This window comes from Halomonas sp. KHS3 (genome assembly GCF_000830495.1).
Lineage (GTDB): Bacteria > Pseudomonadota > Gammaproteobacteria > Pseudomonadales > Halomonadaceae > Vreelandella > Vreelandella titanicae.
The window spans coordinates 98653-118680 of record NZ_JWHY01000009.1; the positions used below are offsets into that span (position 1 = coordinate 98653).

Annotated in this window: 16 protein-coding genes; 9 read left to right on the top strand and 7 right to left on the bottom strand. The window is 57.6% G+C overall.

The window, feature by feature from the left end:
• Positions 1-41: 41 nt before the first annotated feature.
• Positions 42-1325 carry an MFS transporter gene (locus tag RO22_RS18665; protein WP_041159052.1) on the bottom strand — a complete coding sequence of 428 codons (1284 nt, stop codon included), beginning with the start codon at positions 1323-1325 and terminating at the stop codon, positions 42-44.
• Between the two features lie 330 nt (positions 1326-1655).
• On the opposite strand from RO22_RS18665, the gene RO22_RS18670 reads away from it, so the two are divergent.
• Together RO22_RS18670 and RO22_RS18675 are read left to right on the top strand one after the other, a co-directional pair.
• Positions 1656-2276 (top strand): LysE family translocator, encoded by a 621-nt coding sequence (locus RO22_RS18670; RefSeq protein ID WP_041159053.1) that lies wholly within the window; start codon positions 1656-1658, stop codon positions 2274-2276.
• A 22-nt stretch (positions 2277-2298) separates the two neighbouring features.
• On the top strand, positions 2299-2862 hold the full coding sequence (locus RO22_RS18675; RefSeq protein ID WP_027958332.1) for a flavin reductase family protein: 564 nt from the start codon (positions 2299-2301) through the stop codon (positions 2860-2862).
• 291 nt (positions 2863-3153) lie between these two features.
• Here RO22_RS18675 and RO22_RS18680 read toward each other — a convergent pair whose 3' ends face one another.
• The 3 genes from RO22_RS18680 to RO22_RS18690 are packed head-to-tail and all read right to left on the bottom strand — an operon-like array spanning position 3154 to position 6688.
• Positions 3154-4560 carry a Na+/H+ antiporter NhaC family protein gene (locus RO22_RS18680; protein ID WP_041159054.1) on the bottom strand — a complete coding sequence of 469 codons (1407 nt, stop codon included), beginning with the start codon at positions 4558-4560 and terminating at the stop codon, positions 3154-3156.
• A 34-nt stretch (positions 4561-4594) separates the two neighbouring features.
• The gene (locus RO22_RS18685) at positions 4595-5884 is read right to left on the bottom strand and encodes an NAD(P)/FAD-dependent oxidoreductase (RefSeq protein WP_041159055.1); all 1290 of its coding nucleotides are present in this window, start codon (positions 5882-5884) and stop codon (positions 4595-4597) included.
• 6 nt (positions 5885-5890) lie between these two features.
• A complete protein-coding gene (locus RO22_RS18690) occupies positions 5891-6688 on the bottom strand; it encodes an IclR family transcriptional regulator (protein WP_022521459.1) in 798 nt (265 codons plus the stop codon).
• A gap of 289 nt (positions 6689-6977) precedes the next feature.
• On the opposite strand from RO22_RS18690, the gene RO22_RS18695 reads away from it, so the two are divergent.
• From RO22_RS18695 to paaX, 4 genes are all read left to right on the top strand, one after another.
• The gene (locus RO22_RS18695) at positions 6978-7454 is read left to right on the top strand and encodes an NYN domain-containing protein (protein WP_022521458.1); all 477 of its coding nucleotides are present in this window, start codon (positions 6978-6980) and stop codon (positions 7452-7454) included.
• Positions 7455-7788: 334 nt separating this feature from the next.
• Entirely contained in the window at positions 7789-9141 is a 1353-nt protein-coding gene (gene gdhA / locus RO22_RS18700) for an NADP-specific glutamate dehydrogenase (RefSeq protein WP_041159057.1), read from the top strand.
• Between the two features lie 112 nt (positions 9142-9253).
• Positions 9254-9667, top strand: a complete 414-nt coding sequence (rnk, locus tag RO22_RS18705; RefSeq protein ID WP_022521456.1) for a nucleoside diphosphate kinase regulator — start codon at positions 9254-9256, stop codon at positions 9665-9667.
• A gap of 656 nt (positions 9668-10323) precedes the next feature.
• A complete protein-coding gene (paaX, locus tag RO22_RS18715; RefSeq protein WP_041159059.1) occupies positions 10324-11250 on the top strand; it encodes a phenylacetic acid degradation operon negative regulatory protein PaaX in 927 nt (308 codons plus the stop codon).
• A 48-nt stretch (positions 11251-11298) separates the two neighbouring features.
• Here paaX and RO22_RS18720 read toward each other — a convergent pair whose 3' ends face one another.
• The gene (locus RO22_RS18720) at positions 11299-13236 is read right to left on the bottom strand and encodes a sigma-54-dependent Fis family transcriptional regulator (RefSeq protein ID WP_052475693.1); all 1938 of its coding nucleotides are present in this window, start codon (positions 13234-13236) and stop codon (positions 11299-11301) included.
• 238 nt (positions 13237-13474) lie between these two features.
• Between RO22_RS18720 and RO22_RS18725 the strand changes: the two genes are divergently transcribed.
• The 3 genes from RO22_RS18725 to RO22_RS18735 are packed head-to-tail and all read left to right on the top strand — an operon-like array spanning position 13475 to position 17702.
• The gene (locus RO22_RS18725) at positions 13475-14959 is read left to right on the top strand and encodes an aldehyde dehydrogenase family protein (RefSeq protein WP_041159060.1); all 1485 of its coding nucleotides are present in this window, start codon (positions 13475-13477) and stop codon (positions 14957-14959) included.
• Between the two features lie 53 nt (positions 14960-15012).
• Positions 15013-16326, top strand: coding sequence for a hypothetical protein (locus RO22_RS18730; RefSeq protein WP_052475694.1), 1314 nt, complete (start codon positions 15013-15015; stop codon positions 16324-16326).
• Positions 16326-17702: an NAD(P)/FAD-dependent oxidoreductase gene (locus tag RO22_RS18735; protein ID WP_052475695.1), complete on the top strand. Its 1377-nt coding sequence runs from the start codon at positions 16326-16328 to the stop codon at positions 17700-17702. Before RO22_RS18730 ends, RO22_RS18735 begins: the two co-directional genes overlap by 1 nt.
• On the opposite strand, the gene RO22_RS23900 is transcribed toward RO22_RS18735, so the two are convergent.
• Positions 17615-18316, bottom strand: a complete 702-nt coding sequence (locus RO22_RS23900; RefSeq protein WP_052475696.1) for a hypothetical protein — start codon at positions 18314-18316, stop codon at positions 17615-17617. The genes RO22_RS18735 and RO22_RS23900 overlap by 88 nt on opposite strands.
• Complete coding sequence (locus RO22_RS18745; protein ID WP_052475697.1) at positions 18307-20007, bottom strand: ABC transporter ATP-binding protein; 1701 nt, start codon at positions 20005-20007, stop codon at positions 18307-18309. Before RO22_RS18745 ends, RO22_RS23900 begins: the two co-directional genes overlap by 10 nt.
• Positions 20008-20028: the final 21 nt, after the last annotated feature.

Sequence of the window (20028 nt, forward strand, 5' to 3'; positions counted from 1 at the left end):
GCCTCTCGCCAAGCGCCTAAGCTGGCTAGTAGCTTACTCAGCTAAGGGGCCTCGGCATCTTCAGCAACAGGTTTGATGGGGTCACCGTTTTCATCCAGCAGTTGATGATCGTAAGCGGCCTGAAGGCCAGTATCTTCAACCTCTGTCGGTTGCGGCTCTTCTTCTGTCAAATAGTCGATATGGCCCGGATAAAGCGGTGATAGCACCGCGACCAGGATGCCGACCACCGAAAAGATCGAAAATGCATCCGCATACCCAAGCCTGTCGACCAGCACACCAATCACCGGCGAGCCCACCGCCTGCCCAAGCGCGCAGGCCATAAAGGGTAATACCGGCCCCATCGATAACCGCCCAGGCAGCAGTCGGATGCCGGTCATCAGGTACAGCCCCGTTAAGCTCATGTAAGCGAGACCGAAAACCATCGCGGAAAATATCGCCAGCGCTAATTGACCAGGGCTAGCGGCCAGCAACGCCAAGCTTGAAGACAGCATCATCAACATCAACGCCTGGGTGATGGGTGGATTATTACGGTCGGCCAAATCACTTATCACGGCACCGCCGAGCCCGGCGATACCTACCGCGAACCATAGCCAACCGGTGTGCCCTGGAGAGAGCGCGCCAAGGGTAACCGCCAGATCGGGAGCAAAAAGCCAGTACGGCGCAGATACAAAGCCCATTGCGAAGGCAAAAATCGTAAGCCGAATGAGGCGCGACCATTGCGACCTAGTGATGGGCGGTGGTGGTGCAGCATTAGCTGGAATGACCCGTGACACTGAAGGGATGAAGTACCATGCCGCCACGCCCCCCATAGCGGTAAGCGCAGCAAATATCGTGTAGGTCAGTCGCCATGCATCCGACAAGAACACAACGGTCGGTACCGCCACGATAATACCGATGCTAGTACCGGCATTCATAATCGAGCTGACGCGCCCATGCATTGCACGGCTCACCAGCGCCTGCATCGCAGCGGTCAGCGCGGGCATCATTAAACCAGTGCAGATCCCGCTGATAAACACACCAATACCAAGCGATAGCGCGTCTGACGACTGGCTGATCAATGCTAAACCGCCAACACCGAAAGACCCTGAGAGAATGGCTAAGTTGCGCGCACCGAGCCGATCAGCGGCAAGCGGCGCGACCAGTGTGGAAAGCACAAAGCTAATAAACGGCAGCGCCCCGATAATGCCGACCAAGTAAGACGTCAGCGAAAGCTCGGCACTGATAGAAGGTACAAACAGACCAAAGGCAAAACGTGCAAGCCCGTAACTGATCGCCACCAGCGCGGCTCCAAATAGGGCAAACCCCATGTTCGACAACGCTTTCATGCGGAGTCCTCCACTGCCATTGGCTGCATGTATACAAGGTCGCTATGAGCATTGTCTTCGCAACTTCCGCGATGAGCAATGCAGATTTTGAACAGGTAGCGGGTAATCTCCAGTGATCATCAGAACGATAAGTGGAGTTAAGCAGGCAGCCTTTGTTGAATGTCCGCTTTCAGGCTTACGGAAGCCTCCACCAAGGACTACCAGCCATATCTTCCCTCACTCACATAGGTGAGAGAATGACCACTGAACATAATTGCCACGCGGCATTCCAGGGCTTACAACTATACGGCGAGATAAAATTAATAATTCAACAACAGGAAGATTAACGCTATGTCGATTGAGCTTTGGCTATCGTTTGTGTTGGCTTCGTTTTTGGTTATCGCGTCCCCCGGCCCCGCCGTTGCTCTACTGGTAGTGACCGGCATCAATCAAGGTCGCAAAGCTGCTCTGGCGATGTTGCCTGGCTTTTTCTTGGGTGACCTGGTGGCGATGTCACTTTCGTTTGCCGGCGTAGGCGCGTTGCTGATGGCATCGGCGGAGCTATTCGCCATGGTTAAATGGCTAGGGGTTCTCTATCTGCTTTATCTAGGCATCAAGATGTGGCGTGAATCCGGCCAATTGAATGACCTGGAAGCCTCTGGGGTGAACGTTCAGCAAAGCACCGCAAAAGCATTCTGGGTGACGCTGCTAAACCCCAAAAGCATTCTATTCTTCATGGCATTCATGCCGCAGTTTATTAACCAAACCCAACCTCTGGCGCCCCAGTTGGCGATTCTGTTTGCTACGTTTCTTGTGATCGGTGTCATCTCAGATCTCGGCTACACACTGCTGTCGACCACTAGCAGACAGCTGATGACCGCCAAGTTTCGCCGCCTCTTACACCGCTGCGGCGCCGGTAGTTTGATTGGCGCTGGTGTGCTGATGACCTTAATGCGCCGCCCGACTGCCTAACTAATCTAATCGGAGGTTATTTATGCCACACCCGATAGCGAAGAAGGATTTTCCTGTCTCCAACGTCAGGCACTTTCTTGAACCTGGCCCGATTGTGCTGGTGTCATCACAATGGCAACAACAAACCAACATCATGACCATGGGGTGGCACATGGTCATGGCGTTCTCCCCCTCACTCCTAGGCTGCGTTATTGATGCCGGGAATCACTCCCATGCGCTGGTGTGCAACAGCGGTGAATGCGTGATCAATATTCCTTCGGCATCACTTGTCGATAAGGTCGTGGGTATCGGTAACTGTTCAGGAAGCGAGATCGACAAGTTCAAAGCGTTTGAGCTAACCCCAGGCAAGTCAGAAAAGGTCGGGGCGCCACGGATAGAGGAATGCTATGCGTCTTTCGAGTGCCGCTTGCATGATGACGCCATGATTGAACGCTACAACCTGTTTGTTTTTGAGGTCGTTAAAGCCCACGCAGCGCCTTCGGCAGATGAGGAAGAATCGCTGCACTACCGGGGTATGGGAGAGTTCATGCTGTCGGGTCAATCCATCGACCGTACGGAACTGTTTAAGCCATCAATGCTTATTTAAGAACTGCCATCGAGGCTTTCGCCACTCCCTTTCTATTAATTTAGCCAGTAAGGTCGGCTCACTAACTTGCTGCAATAGCGTTCAGTTGCGGACTATTAGACTGACCAATGATCTCGAATAGAGATTAACAGGGGTAACATTTCGCAGTAACCCAGTGTAATGAGGAGCATTGATGCGGACGATGCAGCAGAAAGGATATTGATGACCGTGATGCGCCGCCCATCAGGGTAGTAGCAATTGGTGTTAACCCTACGACAACGCCTTCTCTCTGTTATCGCAGGGCGGAGAGGGTTACAGAGTAAGGCCAAGCAATAGATAAGCAGCCAGGGAAAGCAAGGCGACGGCTAGCGCAAAGGGAATTTGCGTTTTGATATGGTCGATATGATCAGAGGCGGCCCCGGTCGAGGCGAGCACAGAGGTATCCGACAAGGGTGAGCAGTGATCCCCGAAGACACCGCCTCCTGCCACTGCGGCCACTGTGGCATACACCAGCGGTGTAACCATATCGCCGCTGAAGTTAAAGGCGAGCGGCACGGCGAGTGGCATCATGATAGCGAAAGTGCCCCATGAAGTGCCGGTGGAAAAAGCGATAACGGCGGCAATAAGGAACGTCATGGCCGGGAGCAAAGCAGGTGTTAGCCAGCCAGCGGTGGCTTCGACGATATAGTTGGCCGTGCCCATGTCTTTGGAAAGTTGATTCAACGAGTAGGCTAACGCCAGAATGATAATGGCTGGCATTACTCCCTTCATCCCTGCCATCGAGGTTTTCATAATGTCGTTGAAGGGAATGCCCTGAAGGCGCATAACGATACCGAGAAACACGGAAGCCGCCAGAAATGCCTCCATGGTCTTGGCCGAGTCCATCACGATAAAGGTGCCCACCGCAACGCCGATCACTACCAGTACCGGGGCGAAAAAATTCCAAAACAGGCTGGTACGTGCTCCTTCATAAGGCGGAATTTCCGTCAGTTCCTCACCCACCAGCGGTTCTGCCCCATCGCGTAGCACTTTGCCCTCTTCCTGAGCCCGACGCTCAGCTTCACGCATCGGCCCGAAGAGCGGAATGACGCCCACGATCACCAGCCCGACCACCAACACCGATAGCCATGCGTAGAGATTGAAAGGTATGGCATGCAGAAATACCCCCATCGCCTGGGCAGCATTTTCGATGGGGCCCATGCCGATCAACAAACCGGAGATAAACACTGCCCAGCCAGTGATAGGCACCATTACACTCACCGGGGCCGAGGTGGAGTCAGCGATATACGCCAGCTTTTCCCGCGAGACCCGGTAACGATCCGTCAGGCCACGCATGGTGCTGCCGACAAACAGGGGGCTGAAGTAGTCGCTGAAAAAAACGAACATGCCCATCACCCAGGCAATCAACTGAACCCGCACCCGCGATAAAGCACGACGTTCTACCCAGGCGGTAAAGTTCTGAATCGCACCTGTGCGTTGGAAAAAAGCGATCACCGTACCAATGAACAACTCCAAAAGCAGTATCCAGGAGAAGCTAGTGGTGCCCAGGGTTTCCTTTAACAGTGTAGGAAACCCCATCAGCCCATTGCCCAAGGTAATCACCCCAACGAAACAGGCAACAGCCAGCGAGAAAACCGTATTACGGGTGACAAATGCCAGCACGATGGCCAATGCCGCTGGCATGATGGACAGCAGCCCAATATGATCTTGAGGATCCATTGTCATCTCTCTTTTTTTATAGTGGTGGGTGGAGTCAGGTTTCGTTTTTTGCCTTTCGGCGCTCCATTTCACTGGTCAGGTAGAAACCCAACCGACGTACGGGATCGGGCGGCATCCAGCTCGCTTTGCCGAATAAAGACGCAATATTCTCGACCGGCTGGCCGAGCGCGTGGCGAGCCAAAGCATCACCCAGAAAGGTACCCTTGACGATACCGCCGCCATTGCACCCCGCTGATACATATAATCCGGGCTGGATCTCGCCCCAGAGCGGAGCGCCGTTATAAGTCAGCCCGGTGGTACCTCCCCAAACCTTGTCGAAGCGCACTGGGGTAAGTTCGGGGTAGCGGGCCTCAAGGCTCACTTTCAGTTCGGCCTCGATACGGGCGTTATCGGCTTCGCGCTCATAGCTGTAACGCGAGCGGATCATCAAACGTCCGTCAGCGGTGGTGCGCAACGTACAGCCTAAGCGGTGTGCGGGTAGCAGTCCCCAGGTCGTCTCGGCGATGCGTTGGCGCTCGGGCTGCGGTAAAGGCTCGGTAATAGCGGCATAGGTATAAATAGCGGTTAGCCGCGAAGGGTCTGCACCCAAAGCCCTAGAAAAAGCGTTATTGGCCAGAATCACCTGTTCAGCCGTCACTTCACCTTCGGGTGTAGTGACACGCCACTTCTTGCCATCAGGCACTATTTGAGTCGCGGGCGAGTGCTCATGCAGTTCGATTCCGGCTTCCAATGAATCCGCTAAACCAACAATCAATGCTGCAGGCTGGACGAGATAGCAGTCCGGCGAATAAATACCCTGTGTGTAGTAGCGCGTACCGATTCGCTCCGCGAGTTGGTTACTGTTCAAGGTCTGGTAAGACAGACCGGCAGCCTTAAGAAACGCTTCATACTGGCTCAAGGCACGTTGGCCTATCGTGCTACGGGCAGCGCGATAGGTGCCGCTACGCTCGAGTTGGCAGTCAATGTCTAGGCGTTCGACGCGCTCGCGTAGTAACGCCATGGTTTGTCGGCTTAACGCGTTCAGCTTCTCCATGCGCTCAAGCTCTTCGGGGCGAGCATCGTTGGCTAGAGCAATTTCCAGCATAAAGCCGGAGTTACGCCCTGGACTCCCTTCACCTACCTGGTCAGCTTCGAGGATTTTGATGCGGTCTTCAGGGCGCGCCTGCTGCCAGGCCGAGGCTGCCGCAAAACCGGTATAACCAGCCCCGATGATGACGACATCTGCCTCAGATTGACCACTTAAGGCGGGGCGCGGCTGGCGCTCGGTTAGCCACGCGTTCCAGCCGCAAGGGCGTTGATGGCTTGGGTGCGTAGTGTGTGGCATAGAGAGTTAATCCAGATACAGCAGGCCATGGGCCTGATTGACCATGGCAGCCACTTCTTCCTGCATGCCTTGGAGTACGTCCAGCTTATGGCGCTTCGTCATACGCGATTTGAGCATCGAACAACTCATGGCACCCAGGGGGTGGCCGCTATGATCGAGGATAGGAATGGCCAGGCCGCTGTATTCCGGAAGTAAAGAACCTTCTACTCCACGGGCGTAACCATGTTTCAGTTGATGGGCAATTTCGGCTTCGATGTCAGCGATGGCAATCGAGTATTCGTCTATCAGACGCTCAGCGTTATGGTTAAGTATTTCGCTTCGCTCATCAGCCCCCAGGTAGGCAAGTAAGGCAATCGACGCTTGGCCAACGCCTAGCGGCAAACGTCCACCCGTCGCCCTAACGAAGCTGCCCACGGGATAAGCGCCGTTCTGCACTTCCAGGCAAACGGCATTGACGCCATCGCGAGCGAACAGATAGAAGCTGTCTCCCCAGCGCTGCGCGAGTGTCAGCAACCTTGGCCGGGCCAAATCACGCAACCCAGCACCATTTCCCGCTTGGGCGCCAAGCACCAGCAGCTCATAACCCAGCAGGTAACGCCCACGAATGGGAGAAGATCGTAAAAATCCCTGCTGCTTGAGACCTTTTAACAACCGATAGAGAGTAGGACGGCTGAAACTCAATTCATTCAGATAATCGTCTACACTTGCACCCCGGTGGCCGCCACGTGCAGTAACCTGCAATATCTGCATGGCATGAACGAGAGTGGTAGGGCCTGATGAGGTGATGCTTTCATTTACCGGCATTATGTTTATCGTTATTTGTCTATGTGAGCTAAAACATAACAAGACAAATTCACGAGTTCATCTCACTAAATGAGACAAAGCCGCATTAGCGCATACGAGGTAGAGGTTGGCATAGGTCAACATATGACGACATTCAAAATCAAAAACTCATACAAAAGCTACCGATAATTGTACAAAAATGATCTTCTATAGCCTTGCGCCCAACGGATGAAGGGCGACAACCGGCTGAGTGTTAGACTGGTGTTAGCTAACCCGGCTTCTTCTAATATGTTCCTGAAAAGGCGAATTGATGACCACCGTTGCCGTATTTGTTGATATTCAAAACGTCTATTACACCGTGCGCGAAGCATATGGCAAAAACTTTGATTACAACAAATTCTGGGCACGAGTAACCGCTAACAGAGAGGTTATTAAAGCTGTTTGCTATGCCATCGATCGAGGTGACCAAAAGCAGCGAGAGTTTCAAAATATACTCAGGGCGATTGGTTTTGAGGTGAAGTTAAAGCCTTTTATTCAGCGGTCAGACGGTTCCGCAAAAGGCGATTGGGATGTAGGCATCGCGCTTGACGCCATGGAGTACGCAGAACAGGCAGATGTGATCGTGCTGGTATCCGGCGATGGTGATTTTGATCTACTAGTCCAAAAAATCCGTGCTAAGCATGGCAAAAAAGTCGAAGTTTATGGCGTTCCCCAACTGACGGCAGCATCGCTAATAAATGCGGCCAGTGAGTTTATAGCGATAGATAAAGCGCTTCTATTAAATTAATTATAGTTCGAAAAGAGTCTACGCTGCTGTTGATAGCTATTTCGATAGAAGGCTGCCGCGAAGAAATGGGGATTGACCAGGTTTCCGGCCGGTAGCACATCTATCTAGACGCTATACAAAAATATCAACCAATTCAAAACGTTTATCCATCGTTTATTAGATTGTGGAAAATAAGCGAGGCGAACCTTTCAAACGCATACTTTAGTCTAAACCCCCCATCATATTTGCCCATACCGAACCGGCATAGGCTATGCACAGAAGCATGCTGCCAGTTAAATATTCTAACGCTCTGGCCAGCCAATACTCTGTTGAATAACTATGATGATATGTTCCGATGCCCTACGTTCACGATACGCTGACACGCCTTAATAAAAGCAGCCCTGCACAGTCAGAATTTTATCAAGCCACTGAAGAAGTGCTCGAATGCCTGCGCCCGCTACTTGAGCAAAGTGATTACTATCATCACCACAGCATTATTGAGCGAATAGTCGAGCCCGAACGACAAATCATGTTCCGGATAAGCTGGGTAGATGATGCTGGGAAAGTGCGGGTCAACAAAGGCTATCGCGTTCAGTTCAACTCTGCCCTTGGCCCTTACAAGGGTGGCTTACGATTCCATCCCAGCGTTACCTCGGGCACCATCAAATTTCTCGGCTTTGAGCAAATTTTCAAAAATGCGTTAACCGGTTTGCCAATCGGCGGCGGTAAAGGCGGCGCCGATTTTGACCCCAAAGGAAAATCAGATAACGAGATCATGCGCTTTTGTCAGGCGTTTATGAGCGAGCTCTACCGCCATATTGGTCCTCACTGCGATGTACCTGCAGGCGATATCGGTGTCGGTACGCGTGAAATTGGCTATCTCTTTGGTCAGTACAAACGACTCACTGGCCACTATGAGGGCGTGCTAACAGGTAAGGGGCTGAATTGGGGAGGCTCGCTAGGCCGTAAAGAGGCCACCGGCTACGGTGCAGTGTACTTTGCACAAAACATGCTGGCTGCCCGGGGAGAAGAGCTGCGCGACAAGACCTGCCTCGTTTCCGGCGCTGGCAATGTAGCCATCTATACCATTGAGAAGTTATACGAACTGGGGGCTAGACCAGTCACCTGCAGCGATTCACGTGGCACCATTCACGATGAAAACGGTATTGATTTAGGCTTACTCAAACAGCTCAAAGAAGTGCAGCGCACCTCTTTAGAAGCCTACTTACACGAGCACCCTGACGCGCACTACATTTCTGCACGTGACTACCCCCAGGGCGGGCATGCCATATGGCGTATTCAAGCCGATGTTGCGTTCCCCTGCGCGACGCAGAATGAGCTGACCGAAAGCGATGCGGAAATCCTACTCGCTAATGGCATAACGTGTATTAGTGAAGGGGCCAACATGCCTTCTACCAAAGAGGCCGTCGACCTGTTTCTAGACGCTAAAATTGCCTATGGGCCTGGCAAAGCGGCCAATGCAGGTGGCGTTGCTACCAGTCAGTTAGAAATGGCACAAAATAGCAGCATGGAGCAGTGGCCACTGGAGAAAGTCGACCAAAAATTAAAACAGATTATGGCCAATATTCACCGCCAGTGCGCCGACACTGCCGAGGAGTTTGGTGATAAAACCAATTTGGTACTAGGCGCCAATATTGCAGGTTTCAGAAAGGTGGCTGATGCCATGATTGAACAAGGGGTCACCTGATCGTCTTTATTTTATAAATCGCTTATACTATAAAAAGCACGCAGTCCTTCCTTTATTGGGGAAGGGCTGTTTTTTATTGGTTTAAACTTATTGCTTTCTAAGGAGAGTAATCATGGGACAACGTCCTGCTATTATTATTAACCGTCTTGATGCCGAACGCCTCCAGCGCTTGATCGACAATGCATCCGAGAAAGACATGGCCGTGGCTCAGCTACTTGAGGAAGAGCTAGCACGAGGTGAAGTCTGTGATCCGGAGGATATTCCAGATGACGTGGTCAGCATGAATAGCCAGGTTCGCTTCACCGACCTCACCCGCGGGCTTAAGATGATTCGCACCTTGGTCTATCCGCACTCCCTGGAAAGCGTTGCGGATGGCATTTCGGTCATGGCACCTATTGGTGCTGCATTGATCGGCCTTAAAGTGGGCGACATCATCGAATGGCCGTTACCCAACAATACCGAAGCACGGCTCCGCATCGATGCTATTTATTGGCAGCCCGAACGCGAAAAGCAATTCCACCGATAAGTCGCGATAAAGAGTGAGCTGGCTCCGCTAGCTCATGGTTAGGTCAACTATTTTATAGAGATAGATAGAAAGCTTTAGCTAAGCATCATTTTGTTGTGCAAATTTATCAAGAGCTCCAGGTTGCAAGGAACTAGATTCAAAATGAAAAAACTCTGGGCATTTTTAACCATTATTTCAGCTGCCGGTGGACTGTATTTCCTCTACCTATCTGCTAAATATGGATTCAGCTATTTTTCTCGCCCTCTGAACCCACATAGAATGGAGTCTATTCAGGGCGCCATACTGTCATTGATTATCGCCACACCCTTTTGGTTTGCGGCATCAGCTTTCACATATCCCCTTCGGAAGACGATATCTAAGCGGCTCTTTATCGTATTAAACACACCGTCCCTGCTATTAGTCATAGCCATGGTACTTTTCACAATTCTGCCAGTGATAATGTACACATTGGACGATTACCTTCAAACCTGACTTAGCAGAGCATTACAGCGCTCATAGACGCCATTACGCCAGGAAGTGGACGCAGCGACTTCCTATCAAGAGAGTGCCGACTCAGGCCAAATCACAAGAAAACGTGATACGATAATCTTCTACATTCATCATATTTTCTGTCGCTTTTAGCGACAACCTCACCGCAAAGGGAACCAACTTTCACCATGTCGTCAGCTAAAGACTGCGTCGCTACGCTTATTGATGACTTCCAGAAGCGTCGGCCAATTCGCGCCGGTTCATTGATTATTACCGTCTATGGCGACTCTATCGTTCCGCGGGGCGGCACTGTGTGGTTAGGCAGTCTATCGAAACTGGTGGAGCCCATCGGTATCAATGAGCGGCTGGTGCGTACATCGGTTTACCGGCTGACCAATGAAACCTGGCTACGGGGAGAGAAGATTGGTCGTCGCAGCTACTATCGGTTGAGTGGCCCTGGTCGGCGTCGTTTCGAACAAGCCTTCAAGCGTGTCTATCACGGCACCCAGCCAGCTTGGTCGGGACAGTGGACATTGGTATTGCTGACACAGCTTCCCCCAGACCGGCGCCAGCAGATTCGTGATGAGCTTGAATGGCTAGGCTTTGGTAGTTTTGCTCAGGGCGTGCTGGCGCATCCAACGCTGTCATGTGCAGAGACCATGGCGGCCTTGCAAGAACTAGATGCAGCAGACGATACGATTGTAATGCAAACGCAGGCAATGGAGCCCATGACCAGTAAGCCGCTGCGTCTCCAGGTCAGAGAGAGCTGGAACCTCGACGAATTAGCCGAGCTCTACCAACGCTTTCTCGTTAAGTTTCGCCCACTCTGGAACGCGCTCAACGCAGAGAACCATTTGGGGCAGGAAGAGTGCTTCATTGCCCGCACTTTGCTTATTCACGAGTATCGCAAGGTTCAATTACGCGACCCCCTCCTGCCTGAGGAACTACTCCCCACGGCGTGGGAAGGACGCTACGCCCATCAGCTCTGCCGCAACCTTTATCGTTTGCTCTACGAACGTGCAGAACGCTGGTTGGATCAACATCTGGAAACCGCCGAGGGCCCACTACCCGCCCCTGGCCCCAGCTTCTACCAGCGCTTCGGCGGGCTGGATTGAACGCCTAACGAGCCCGATGAATCAGTCGTCACATCCATCCAGTGGGGCTCATCCCAACCGTCGATAGAGCGTCGAGCGACTGATGCCTAGCGCCCGGGCGGCGGCAGTCATGTTGCCGTCGTGGGCTTCGAGCGTGCGCACCATATGGGCCCGCTCCATTTCGCGCAGCTCCTGGGAGCCGTTGCACACACCCTCCGATGTGGCCGTACTGTCGACGCCACTCTCCATGGGCTGAGTCAGCTTGCGCTGCCAGCGTGGCGAAAGCCCTTCCATGGTCAGCCGTTGGCACTCTGGTTCGGCTCCCACCAGAGCCGCTTCCAGGCAGTGTTCCAGTTCCCGCCAGTTGCCAGGCCAAAGGTAGGCGGTCAAACGCTCTACCAAGGTCTCATCCAAAACCAAATGGCGGCCATGACGGCGGCATAGCGATGCCCAACGTTCGTGAATCTGTCCGGCTAGATCGCCCTGCTCATTCAGCGTGGGAAGCTCTACTACTACTCCAGCTAGGCGGTAATAGAGATCCTCGCGGAAGTCGCCGGCCGTCACCAGGATCTCTAGATCGCGATGGCTAGCGGCTATTACTCGGCAGTCGATAGGTACCTCGCGGTGATCGCCCAGCGGCGTCACCACTCTCTCCTGAAGCACCCGCAGTAGACGGGCCTGCAGCGCCAGCGGCATGTCACCGATCTCGTCGAGCATCAAAGTGCCGCCATTAGCCTGCACCAGCCGCCCGCTGTAGCCCCCCTTACGGGCGCCGGTGAAGGCACCTTCCCCATAGCCAAACAGCTCTGCCTCGATAAGGCTTTCGGGCAGGGCTGCGCAGTTGAGTGCCACGAAGGGCCGCTGCTCACCAAGGCTGGTATGCAGCGCTCGGGCCAATTGCTCTTTTCCGGTACCAGTTTTGCCCTGCAGCAGTACTGGCAGGCCTACTTCCAGCGCCCGACTAGCCCGGCGTGCCTCCCGGGCCAGAGCCATGGGCCACTCCTCAACTAACGCCTCAAGATCACGGCAGAGGGATGGTTCGGGCGAAACCGGCACCACAGAGGCTTCGTTGCTCAGAGCCGCCGGCTGCCACTGGTCAGGGGGATTGAGTCGCCCCACCAGTTGGCCACCGGTGAGCGGCAGCCCCAGCAAGGCCGAACAACTTTCGCATTGGCGACAGATCTCTTTCCAGGAATTGCCTAATAACTCTTCAATATGACGGCCGATTAATGCGGCGGAGGCCTTGCCAAGCCATTGGGCGGCCTGGGAATCAACCGCCAGGATCAGACCGGTCTCATTCAGTGCCACCAAACCGCAGCTCACGCTGTCCAGCTCGGCCAGCGATGCGTGCACCTGGAGCACCCAGTGCTGCTGGTAGTGGCGGAAAAAAAGCCGTTGCTCCAGGGCCCCGGTGAGCTGCTGTACTCGGCGTAGAAAAATTTCGGGGCGGGGGTGGTCGGCCTCAAAAGTAAGATCGATCAAGCCTAGACAGTCACCGTTGAGATCTAACAGCGGGGCAGCTACACAGGAGACCGGGTTGTCGGGGAATAGCAAGTGCTCGCAGGATTTGACCAATACCGGCGCCCGCTCGATGAGCGCCAGGGCCGGTGCATTGGTACCGAACCAGCGTTCGTCCAGGTTGATGCCGGCCCCGATGTGAAAGCGATCATTAAGCACGAAGCGCTGACCATAGCTCTTGAGTACGGTGGCATCTGGGGTGGCCAGCAGCAACTGGCAGCCACGCAGATCCTCGGCCACTCGCCTGATCAGGGGATCAGCCAGTTCGATCAGACGACGATGCGTCTCACGCTGAGTGCGCAGTTCGCCACTATCGAGCCGCGGCAGCTCAGGCCGGGTACCAGGCTGCAGCCCGTGCTCCATACATCGCTGCCACGAACGGTCGATACAGGCATCGAGCATGCCTAACGGTAGCTGCTGGCCGCGGAGCAGATGCTCACGGGCCTGGCGAATCACGTCAGAGGTTCTCAGGGCTGCTCTGGAGATCATGGCTCTCTCCCCGCGAAGTTGGCGACCTGTCCCAGGATGCGACAGCTGTCGTGTCCGACGACAAAACGACGCAGGAACAACGACAGAGCATCTTCAGAACCGACCTGCAACTCGCTGATTTTGTTTTGATTATATTGTACCCCTGAGCTGGCACGGGGCTTGCTAGGGAGTATTGGAGGCGTGCAATGACTGGCACGCTCTCAAAACAATCATAAATCAGCCTAACAGGAGCACAACCATGACGCAGCACTCCACCGCCATTCAAGCTTGGCTTGACAAGAGCCACACCCTCTTTATCGGCGGCCAGTGGCGTCCTGCCACCAGCGGCCAGACCCTGGATGTCTATAATCCCGCCACCGCCGAGGTGATCAGCCGGGTTCCGGCGGGCGATGCCAACGATATCGACGCCGCGGTCAGTGCCGCCCGGGAGGCCTTCCGTGGCTGGCGCAAGTCGCGCCCCTCCCAACGGGAGAAGCTGTTGCTGGATCTCGCCGACGCTCTGGAGGCCCGCGCCGATGACTTCGCCCTGCTCGAGACCCTGGACAACGGCAAGCCGGTGACCTTTTCACGGCATATGGACGTGGCCCTGGCCATCGACTTCATCCGTTATACCGCGGGTTGGGCCACCAAGATCGAAGGCCGCAGCATGGCCCCCTCCATGCCCTTCCTGCCCGAAGACAAGCAGATCGTCGCTTATACCCGCCGCGAGCCCATAGGCGTCGTGGGCGCCATCATCCCCTGGAATTTCCCGCTGTTGATGGCAGCCTGGAAGGTGGCCCCAGCCCTAGCCGCCGGTTGCAGCATCGTGCTCAAGCCCGCCGAGGACACCCCGCTCACCGCCCTGTTGCTGGCGGAACTGGCCGAGCAAGTGGGCTTCCCGGCCGGCACTCTCAACGTGGTCACTGGTCTGGGTCATACCGCTGGAGCAGCGCTGGCTGGCCACCCAGGTATCAACAAGGTGGCCTTCACCGGGTCGACCCCTGTAGGCAAGCAGATCGGGCATTCCGCCATGGAGAACCTGACCCGTACCACCCTGGAACTGGGCGGCAAATCACCGGTGATGGTGCTGGCCGATGCCGATATTGAGGCAGCCGCTGCCGGCGCGGCTCAGGCAATCTTCTTCAACCAGGGGCAGGTCTGTACCGCCGGATCGCGGATCTATGTGCATGAGTCGATCCACGACGCCTTCGTCACCAAGCTAGCCGAACAGGCCCAGGGCCTGACGCTAGCGCCGGGTTGGGAACCCACTTGTACCCTTGGCCCGCTGGTCTCTGCCAAGCAGCAGCACCGAGTACTGGCGTATATCGAGCAGGCGCGCAGCGACGGCGGCACCATCGTTACCGGCGGCGGTAAGGGCAGCGAAACGGGCTACTTCGTAGAGCCCACGGTGATCACCGGCTTGGCCCAGGAGAGCCGCTGCGTGCAGGAAGAAATCTTCGGCCCAGTAGTGGTGGTACAGACCTTCCGCGAGCTGGAAGAACTGGTGTTACTGGCCAACGACTCTCCCTATGGGCTGGCCGCGAGTATCTGGTCCAACGATCTTGCCGCGGTTAATCGTCTGGTGCCGGAGATTGAGTCCGGCAGCGTCTGGATCAATGGCCACAACCTGCTGGATGCCTGCATGCCCTTCGGTGGCTTCAAACAGTCGGGCATTGGCCGCGAGCTCGGCGATTCACTGATCGAACATTACACAGAGCAGAAATCGGTTGTGATGATCGTTTGATGTAGCCCTGTCCTGGCATCGTGACTGGCCTTCCTCCTTCAAGGGAATATCCAATGCATAAGAACAACTTTAACTCGCGTTTCTCCGGCTCGATAGGCGGACTGCTGCTGGCCGCCACACTCCCCGCTCAGGCCTACGAGATGGCCGATATCGGCCACTCCACCGTGAATATCGATATTCAGGCGTTGCTCGGTACTTTCCACAGCGACCGGGGGTATGCCACCGGGGCCGCCGAGGCGAAGCGTCACCGCTGGCAGGAAGGAGTGCTGACCCTGGGCGCCGAACTCGCCCCCAAGGCGGATGGCCTCTATGGTCGAGTTAGCACCGTAGGCACCGCCACCTGGGGCGACGGCGACGCCGCTGGTTTTACCTCTGGCAGCGAGCGTGAGCTCGATTTTGAGGACGCCTTTCTCGGCTACCGTAGCGAGTCGCAGGGCGACTCCAGTTCGCCCTGGCGCGTGGATGTTTCCGCTGGACGCCAGCCGATTACCCTCGGCGACGGCTTCCTGGTGGCTGGCGATGCGGTCAGCCTGGGAAACTCCCTGGGCGATGAGTTGGATCGCGGCGGCGCCTACTATCTGGCCGGGCGCCAAGCCTTTGACCGCACCGCAATGGTAGCCCTGGGTCACGAAGGCTGGCAAAGCCAAGTGGCCTGGTTCGAGTCGGACAATCCGGCTCAAGCCAGCACCGAGATGGCCGCTCTCACCCTGGCCCACGATCACGGTAGTGGATTAGTGGAGGCGACCTATTTGCGCGGTCTGGGAGTTGACAAGGCCCAAGCTGACGACTTCCTGGCCCAGCGCGATGGTATGGATGTCTATGGACTGCGCTTCGAACAGCGCATCCTGGACGAGGCCTTGACCCTGCGCGGTGAGCTCGCACATCAGCGCAAGAACACCCGTGAAAACGCCTGGGCACTAGAGCCGGCCTGGACTTTCAGCGAGCTACCCGGTCAACCTACCCTGTCGCTGCGCTACAGCCGCTTTTCCGAAGAGTGGGATCCGCTCTTCTACGGTTTCACCCGGGGCTACGGAACCTGGTTCCAGGGCGAGGTAGCAGGAAACTATGCCGGCCCCTTCAATAGCAATACCGAGGTGTGGCGGCTGGGTCTGGAGGGCTCGTTGAATGAGAGCCTGCACCTGGGACTTCTGGCTTACGACTTCTCCAGCCGTGACACAACTAACCAGCCCGACATGGGCGGGCGTGAGTTCAATCTCTATGCCGAGTGGCTGCCCATCGATTGGCTCTATGTCTCACCACTGCTCGGCTGGTACAGTCCGAACAAGAGGGCGGCCCAGGGCGGTATTCAGCTTGGCGACGACGACACCGCTTTCTATGCCCAACTACTAGTGGGATTCTTCTTCTGATGCGCCAAGACGTGGATAGCGAGATAGTGATCGCCGGAGGCGGCCCCGCCGGGGCAGCTCTGGCCATGCTGCTGCATCGCGCCGGTCGGCGAGTCACCCTGGTGGGGCGTGTCCGCTACTACCGGGCCATCGAGGGCATTGCCCGGCGCAGCCTCCAGGCCCTACACAGCCTGGGGCTGCACCGGGCCGCCGCCTGCGCGGTGGGGCCCCTGCCGCGGCGGGTTATCTGGGGTGGTGAGATTCGGGCGCCCAACGCCGAGTGGCTGCTGCCGCGCCCGGCCTTCGATGCCGCCCTGCTGGAAGATCTTCACGAGGCCGGCATCCCGGTGATCAAGGCGCGGATCACGTTCCTGGAGAGCCTGAAAAGTGACGTTCGCCTTGGTTTGGCAGATGGTCGCATACTGACCGCTTCCTGGGGCGTGGAGGCCCGAGGTCGGGCGGGGGCGCGGCGCCAGTTCCGCGACGCCGCCCCCTGGTCAACCCCGGCCTGGATCCTACGCGGCGAGGCCGCCGACTCCGCCCCCGCCAGTGCCGCCCTGTCGTTGCCCGGCGGCGGCTGGGCCTGGTGGTCGCGGCTCAAGGGCCAGCAGTATCTGCAGTTGGCCCTGACGGAAGCGTCGCTATGCCAGGCGCGCTGCGACCCCGATGCCTGGCTCGCCGCCCAGCCCGACCTGGCCCAGCTCTGGGGCCAAGCCAAGATCCGCCACCACTACCAGCGCCCCAGCCTGCTGGGGCGCACCCAGGTGAGAGAGGGGCGCCTCTGGCGCCTGGGGGATGCCGCCATGGCTATCGACCCACTCTCTGGACAGGGCATTTTCAATGCGCTCTCCTCGGCCCACGGCTTGGCACCGGTTCTCAATAGCCTGTTCGAAGAAGCCCGCATCGCGCCCCTGGAGCGCTTCCATCAACGCCGCCAGGATGCCCAGTACTGGCGCTTCGCCCGGGCTGGCCGAGACTTCTATCGCCAAGCCGCCTACCAAGAGTCGATAGACACCGATCCGGCGCCCTACTGGACGGCACGCTGTCACTGGCCCGATCATCAACCGCTGCATCTACCGGAGCCCTGGGCCCGGGTACAAGTAGGCCGCGGCCTGGCCATCATCGGTACACGATTGGCTGAGCGGGAGCTGGTTTTTACCCCGGATCAGCCATTGGGGATCCAGGCAGTGGCGGGAACCCCCCTGGCGCCCCTGGTCAAGGCCATGCAGGAGGACGACCACGACGCTGCCCGGGCGCTATTGGTGGCCGCTGGCCCCGCTGCCATGGCGGTGGCCCGCTGGTGGGCCGGTCACCCCGACTGGCCGACGCTACCCGAGCCCGCACTCCACTCTTCCGGCGTCACCACCCCTTCACCGGTCGATTCCGCCAGCCAATAGCCCAGGGCATGGGCGACGGCGAAACTTGACCCACCCAGCGATGGTGGCGTTCCTGCCGGTGGTGGCCCCACCTGCCAGGGCTGCCAGACCTGGCCTTCCTCGGAGAGCCCTCGGCCCGCCCAGACGCAGGCGTACCAGCGGCCATCCTGGTCACGTTGGGGAGGGCCCGGCATCAGCCCCGCGGCGCCGCTCACCGCTATCACCCCGGGCCAAGCTGCAGGGTAGACCGGCGCCCCAAAACGCGGGCTGGCAGCGACGATGCGGGTGCCCGCAGCCTGAAGCCTCTCCACCGCCGCCTGCAGCCGCGTATCGGCCCGGGGCAACCCCAGACTACAGAGCACCCAGGCCGGTGGCACCTCAGCTTGCCACTCGAAGGCCGCTGCCAGGGCATCGGCGTTAGCGGTGAGACGCTCTTCGAATAGCTTGTAGAGGGCGATCTCCAGCCGCGTCAGCGGCAAATAATGACCCAGGGTGGCGAGGATCGCCTGGCCATGACCAAGGCGATCCCCGGGGTCGGCACCACTGGGTGAGTGGAAACGCGCCAGGGCCGTACCAGGAGGTACCCCGCTATCGATCACGCCCAGGGTCGGACTGAGGGCCGATATTAGAGACATGATGCCGCCTCCCCCGCGATCAGCTGCCCTTGCTGGAGTCGATAGCAGGCATCCAGATTGCCAAAGTGGTCGCTCTGGTGGCTGATGATCAGTCGGGTGGTATCCCCCAGTACCTCGTCAAGCAGGGCATCGAAGGTTCGGGCTGCTGCCGAATCCAGCGCCGCGGTGGGCTCGTCCAGCAGCACCAAGCGAGGCTTTTTTAGCAGTGCCCGAGCCAGGGCCAAGCGCGAGCGCTGGCCGCCTGAGACCTTGCCACCCAAATCGCCCAACTCGCTCTCTAACCCTTCTGGCAGGGCATCCAACCAGTCGGCGAGTCCAACGCGGGAAAGCGCATCGAGCAGTTCGGTGTCACTTGCCTCGGGGGCCAGGGCGCGCAGGGTCTCGGCCAGGCTACCGCGTAGCAGGCTGGGGTGTTGCTCCACCCAGGCAACCTGCTTGAGCCAGTGATGGCGGGAGAGCTCGCCGAGCGGCACGCCATCGACACGAATCTCACCCGACTCGGGCGACTCCAGCCCCAGCAGCAGGCGGATTAGGCTGCTCTTGCCAGCTCCGGAGGGACCGGCGATCAGCACCTTGCTGCCCGGCGGAAGCGCGAGATCGATGTCATCCAGAAGCCAATCGGCTTGGCCGGGGTGGCGGAAACGCACACCCTCCAAGCAAAGCTCACCAGGCCCGGCAGGACGGCTGCCGCGGTAGGGATCACGCATGGCGGGCTCACTGAAGAGCTCGGCCAGGCGGCAAGCGCTGACCCGGGCCCGCTGCCAACCTCCATAGAGTCCCAGCAGGCCGCCGATGGGGGCCATCACCATACCGAGATACGCCAACAGGGCCATCAGCTCACCGAGTTGCAACTGCCCCTGAATCACCAGATAGCCGCCCAACAGCAGCACCCCGGCCCGGGCCAGGGAGAGGATCAGTTGGGGCCCCACGTCGCTGAGAAAGCCCACCTGACGCACCGCCAACAGGCGCCGCAGCTGTTCGTGGCCAAGCCCCTGGAGGCGATTGAGGCGCGACGGCTCCAGCGCCTGACCTTGAAACCAGGGGCCATGGGCCAGGGTATCCTGCCAGAAGCCGGAGAGTTCACCGCTCTGCTCACGGAGCGCCTGCTGACGACGAGTCAGGGCCGGGCGCCAGGCGCGCAGCCACAGCCACTGGATGGGTACCAGCACGGCAACCAGGGCCATCAGCATGGGGCTGAACAGGCCAATCATGGCCAGCGCTCCCACCAGCCCTAACAGGTTGGAGAGTCCGCTGAGCAGACCGTCCAGGGCGAACCCCTGGAGGATAGACAGGTCGCCATCGAGACGGCTCATCAGGTCGCCTCGCCCTCGGGCCTGCCAGCGGGCCGGAGCCAGGCGCAGCAGATGGCGCAGCAAGGAGCGGCGCAGCGACAGCAATAGCCGGGCGGAGAGCGCCACATGCTGCAGCCGGGTTAGTCCCTGTAGGGCCAGAGCGGCGAGTCCTACCACCACCAGGGCGGCAACGTAGGTAGAAACGGTGTTGAAGTCCCCCTGCATCAGGCCGTGATCGATCAGCCGCTGGGTGAGCAGCGGCGGCAACAGCGCCAGCAGGGTCGCCACCAGGCTCAGCGTCAGCAGCCGGGCCAGCGCCAGGCGCCGCGCCTTGAGGGGGCGGTAGAGCCAGCCCCAGGGCAGCGCCCCTGTGTCGCGAGTGAAGTCAGGCTCACGCATCGACGCTCTCTTCATTCATCA

Bases quoted from the DNA above. Each gene is read 5' to 3' on its own strand.
- RO22_RS18665 (WP_041159052.1), bottom strand. From the start codon at position 1,325: ATGAAAGCGTTGTCGAACATGGGGTTTGCCCTATTTGGAGCCGCGCTG.
- RO22_RS18670 (WP_041159053.1), top strand. From the start codon at position 1,656: ATGTCGATTGAGCTTTGGCTATCGTTTGTGTTGGCTTCGTTTTTGGTT.
- RO22_RS18675 (WP_027958332.1), top strand. From the start codon at position 2,299: ATGCCACACCCGATAGCGAAGAAGGATTTTCCTGTCTCCAACGTCAGG.
- RO22_RS18680 (WP_041159054.1), bottom strand. From the start codon at position 4,560: ATGGATCCTCAAGATCATATTGGGCTGCTGTCCATCATGCCAGCGGCA.
- RO22_RS18685 (WP_041159055.1), bottom strand. From the start codon at position 5,884: ATGCCACACACTACGCACCCAAGCCATCAACGCCCTTGCGGCTGGAAC.
- RO22_RS18690 (WP_022521459.1), bottom strand. From the start codon at position 6,688: ATGCCGGTAAATGAAAGCATCACCTCATCAGGCCCTACCACTCTCGTT.
- RO22_RS18695 (WP_022521458.1), top strand. From the start codon at position 6,978: ATGACCACCGTTGCCGTATTTGTTGATATTCAAAACGTCTATTACACC.
- gdhA (WP_041159057.1), top strand. From the start codon at position 7,789: ATGCCCTACGTTCACGATACGCTGACACGCCTTAATAAAAGCAGCCCT.
- rnk (WP_022521456.1), top strand. From the start codon at position 9,254: ATGGGACAACGTCCTGCTATTATTATTAACCGTCTTGATGCCGAACGC.
- paaX (WP_041159059.1), top strand. From the start codon at position 10,324: ATGTCGTCAGCTAAAGACTGCGTCGCTACGCTTATTGATGACTTCCAG.
- RO22_RS18720 (WP_052475693.1), bottom strand. From the start codon at position 13,236: ATGATCTCCAGAGCAGCCCTGAGAACCTCTGACGTGATTCGCCAGGCC.
- RO22_RS18725 (WP_041159060.1), top strand. From the start codon at position 13,475: ATGACGCAGCACTCCACCGCCATTCAAGCTTGGCTTGACAAGAGCCAC.
- RO22_RS18730 (WP_052475694.1), top strand. From the start codon at position 15,013: ATGCATAAGAACAACTTTAACTCGCGTTTCTCCGGCTCGATAGGCGGA.
- RO22_RS18735 (WP_052475695.1), top strand. From the start codon at position 16,326: ATGCGCCAAGACGTGGATAGCGAGATAGTGATCGCCGGAGGCGGCCCC.
- RO22_RS23900 (WP_052475696.1), bottom strand. From the start codon at position 18,316: ATGTCTCTAATATCGGCCCTCAGTCCGACCCTGGGCGTGATCGATAGC.
- RO22_RS18745 (WP_052475697.1), bottom strand. From the start codon at position 20,007: ATGCGTGAGCCTGACTTCACTCGCGACACAGGGGCGCTGCCCTGGGGC.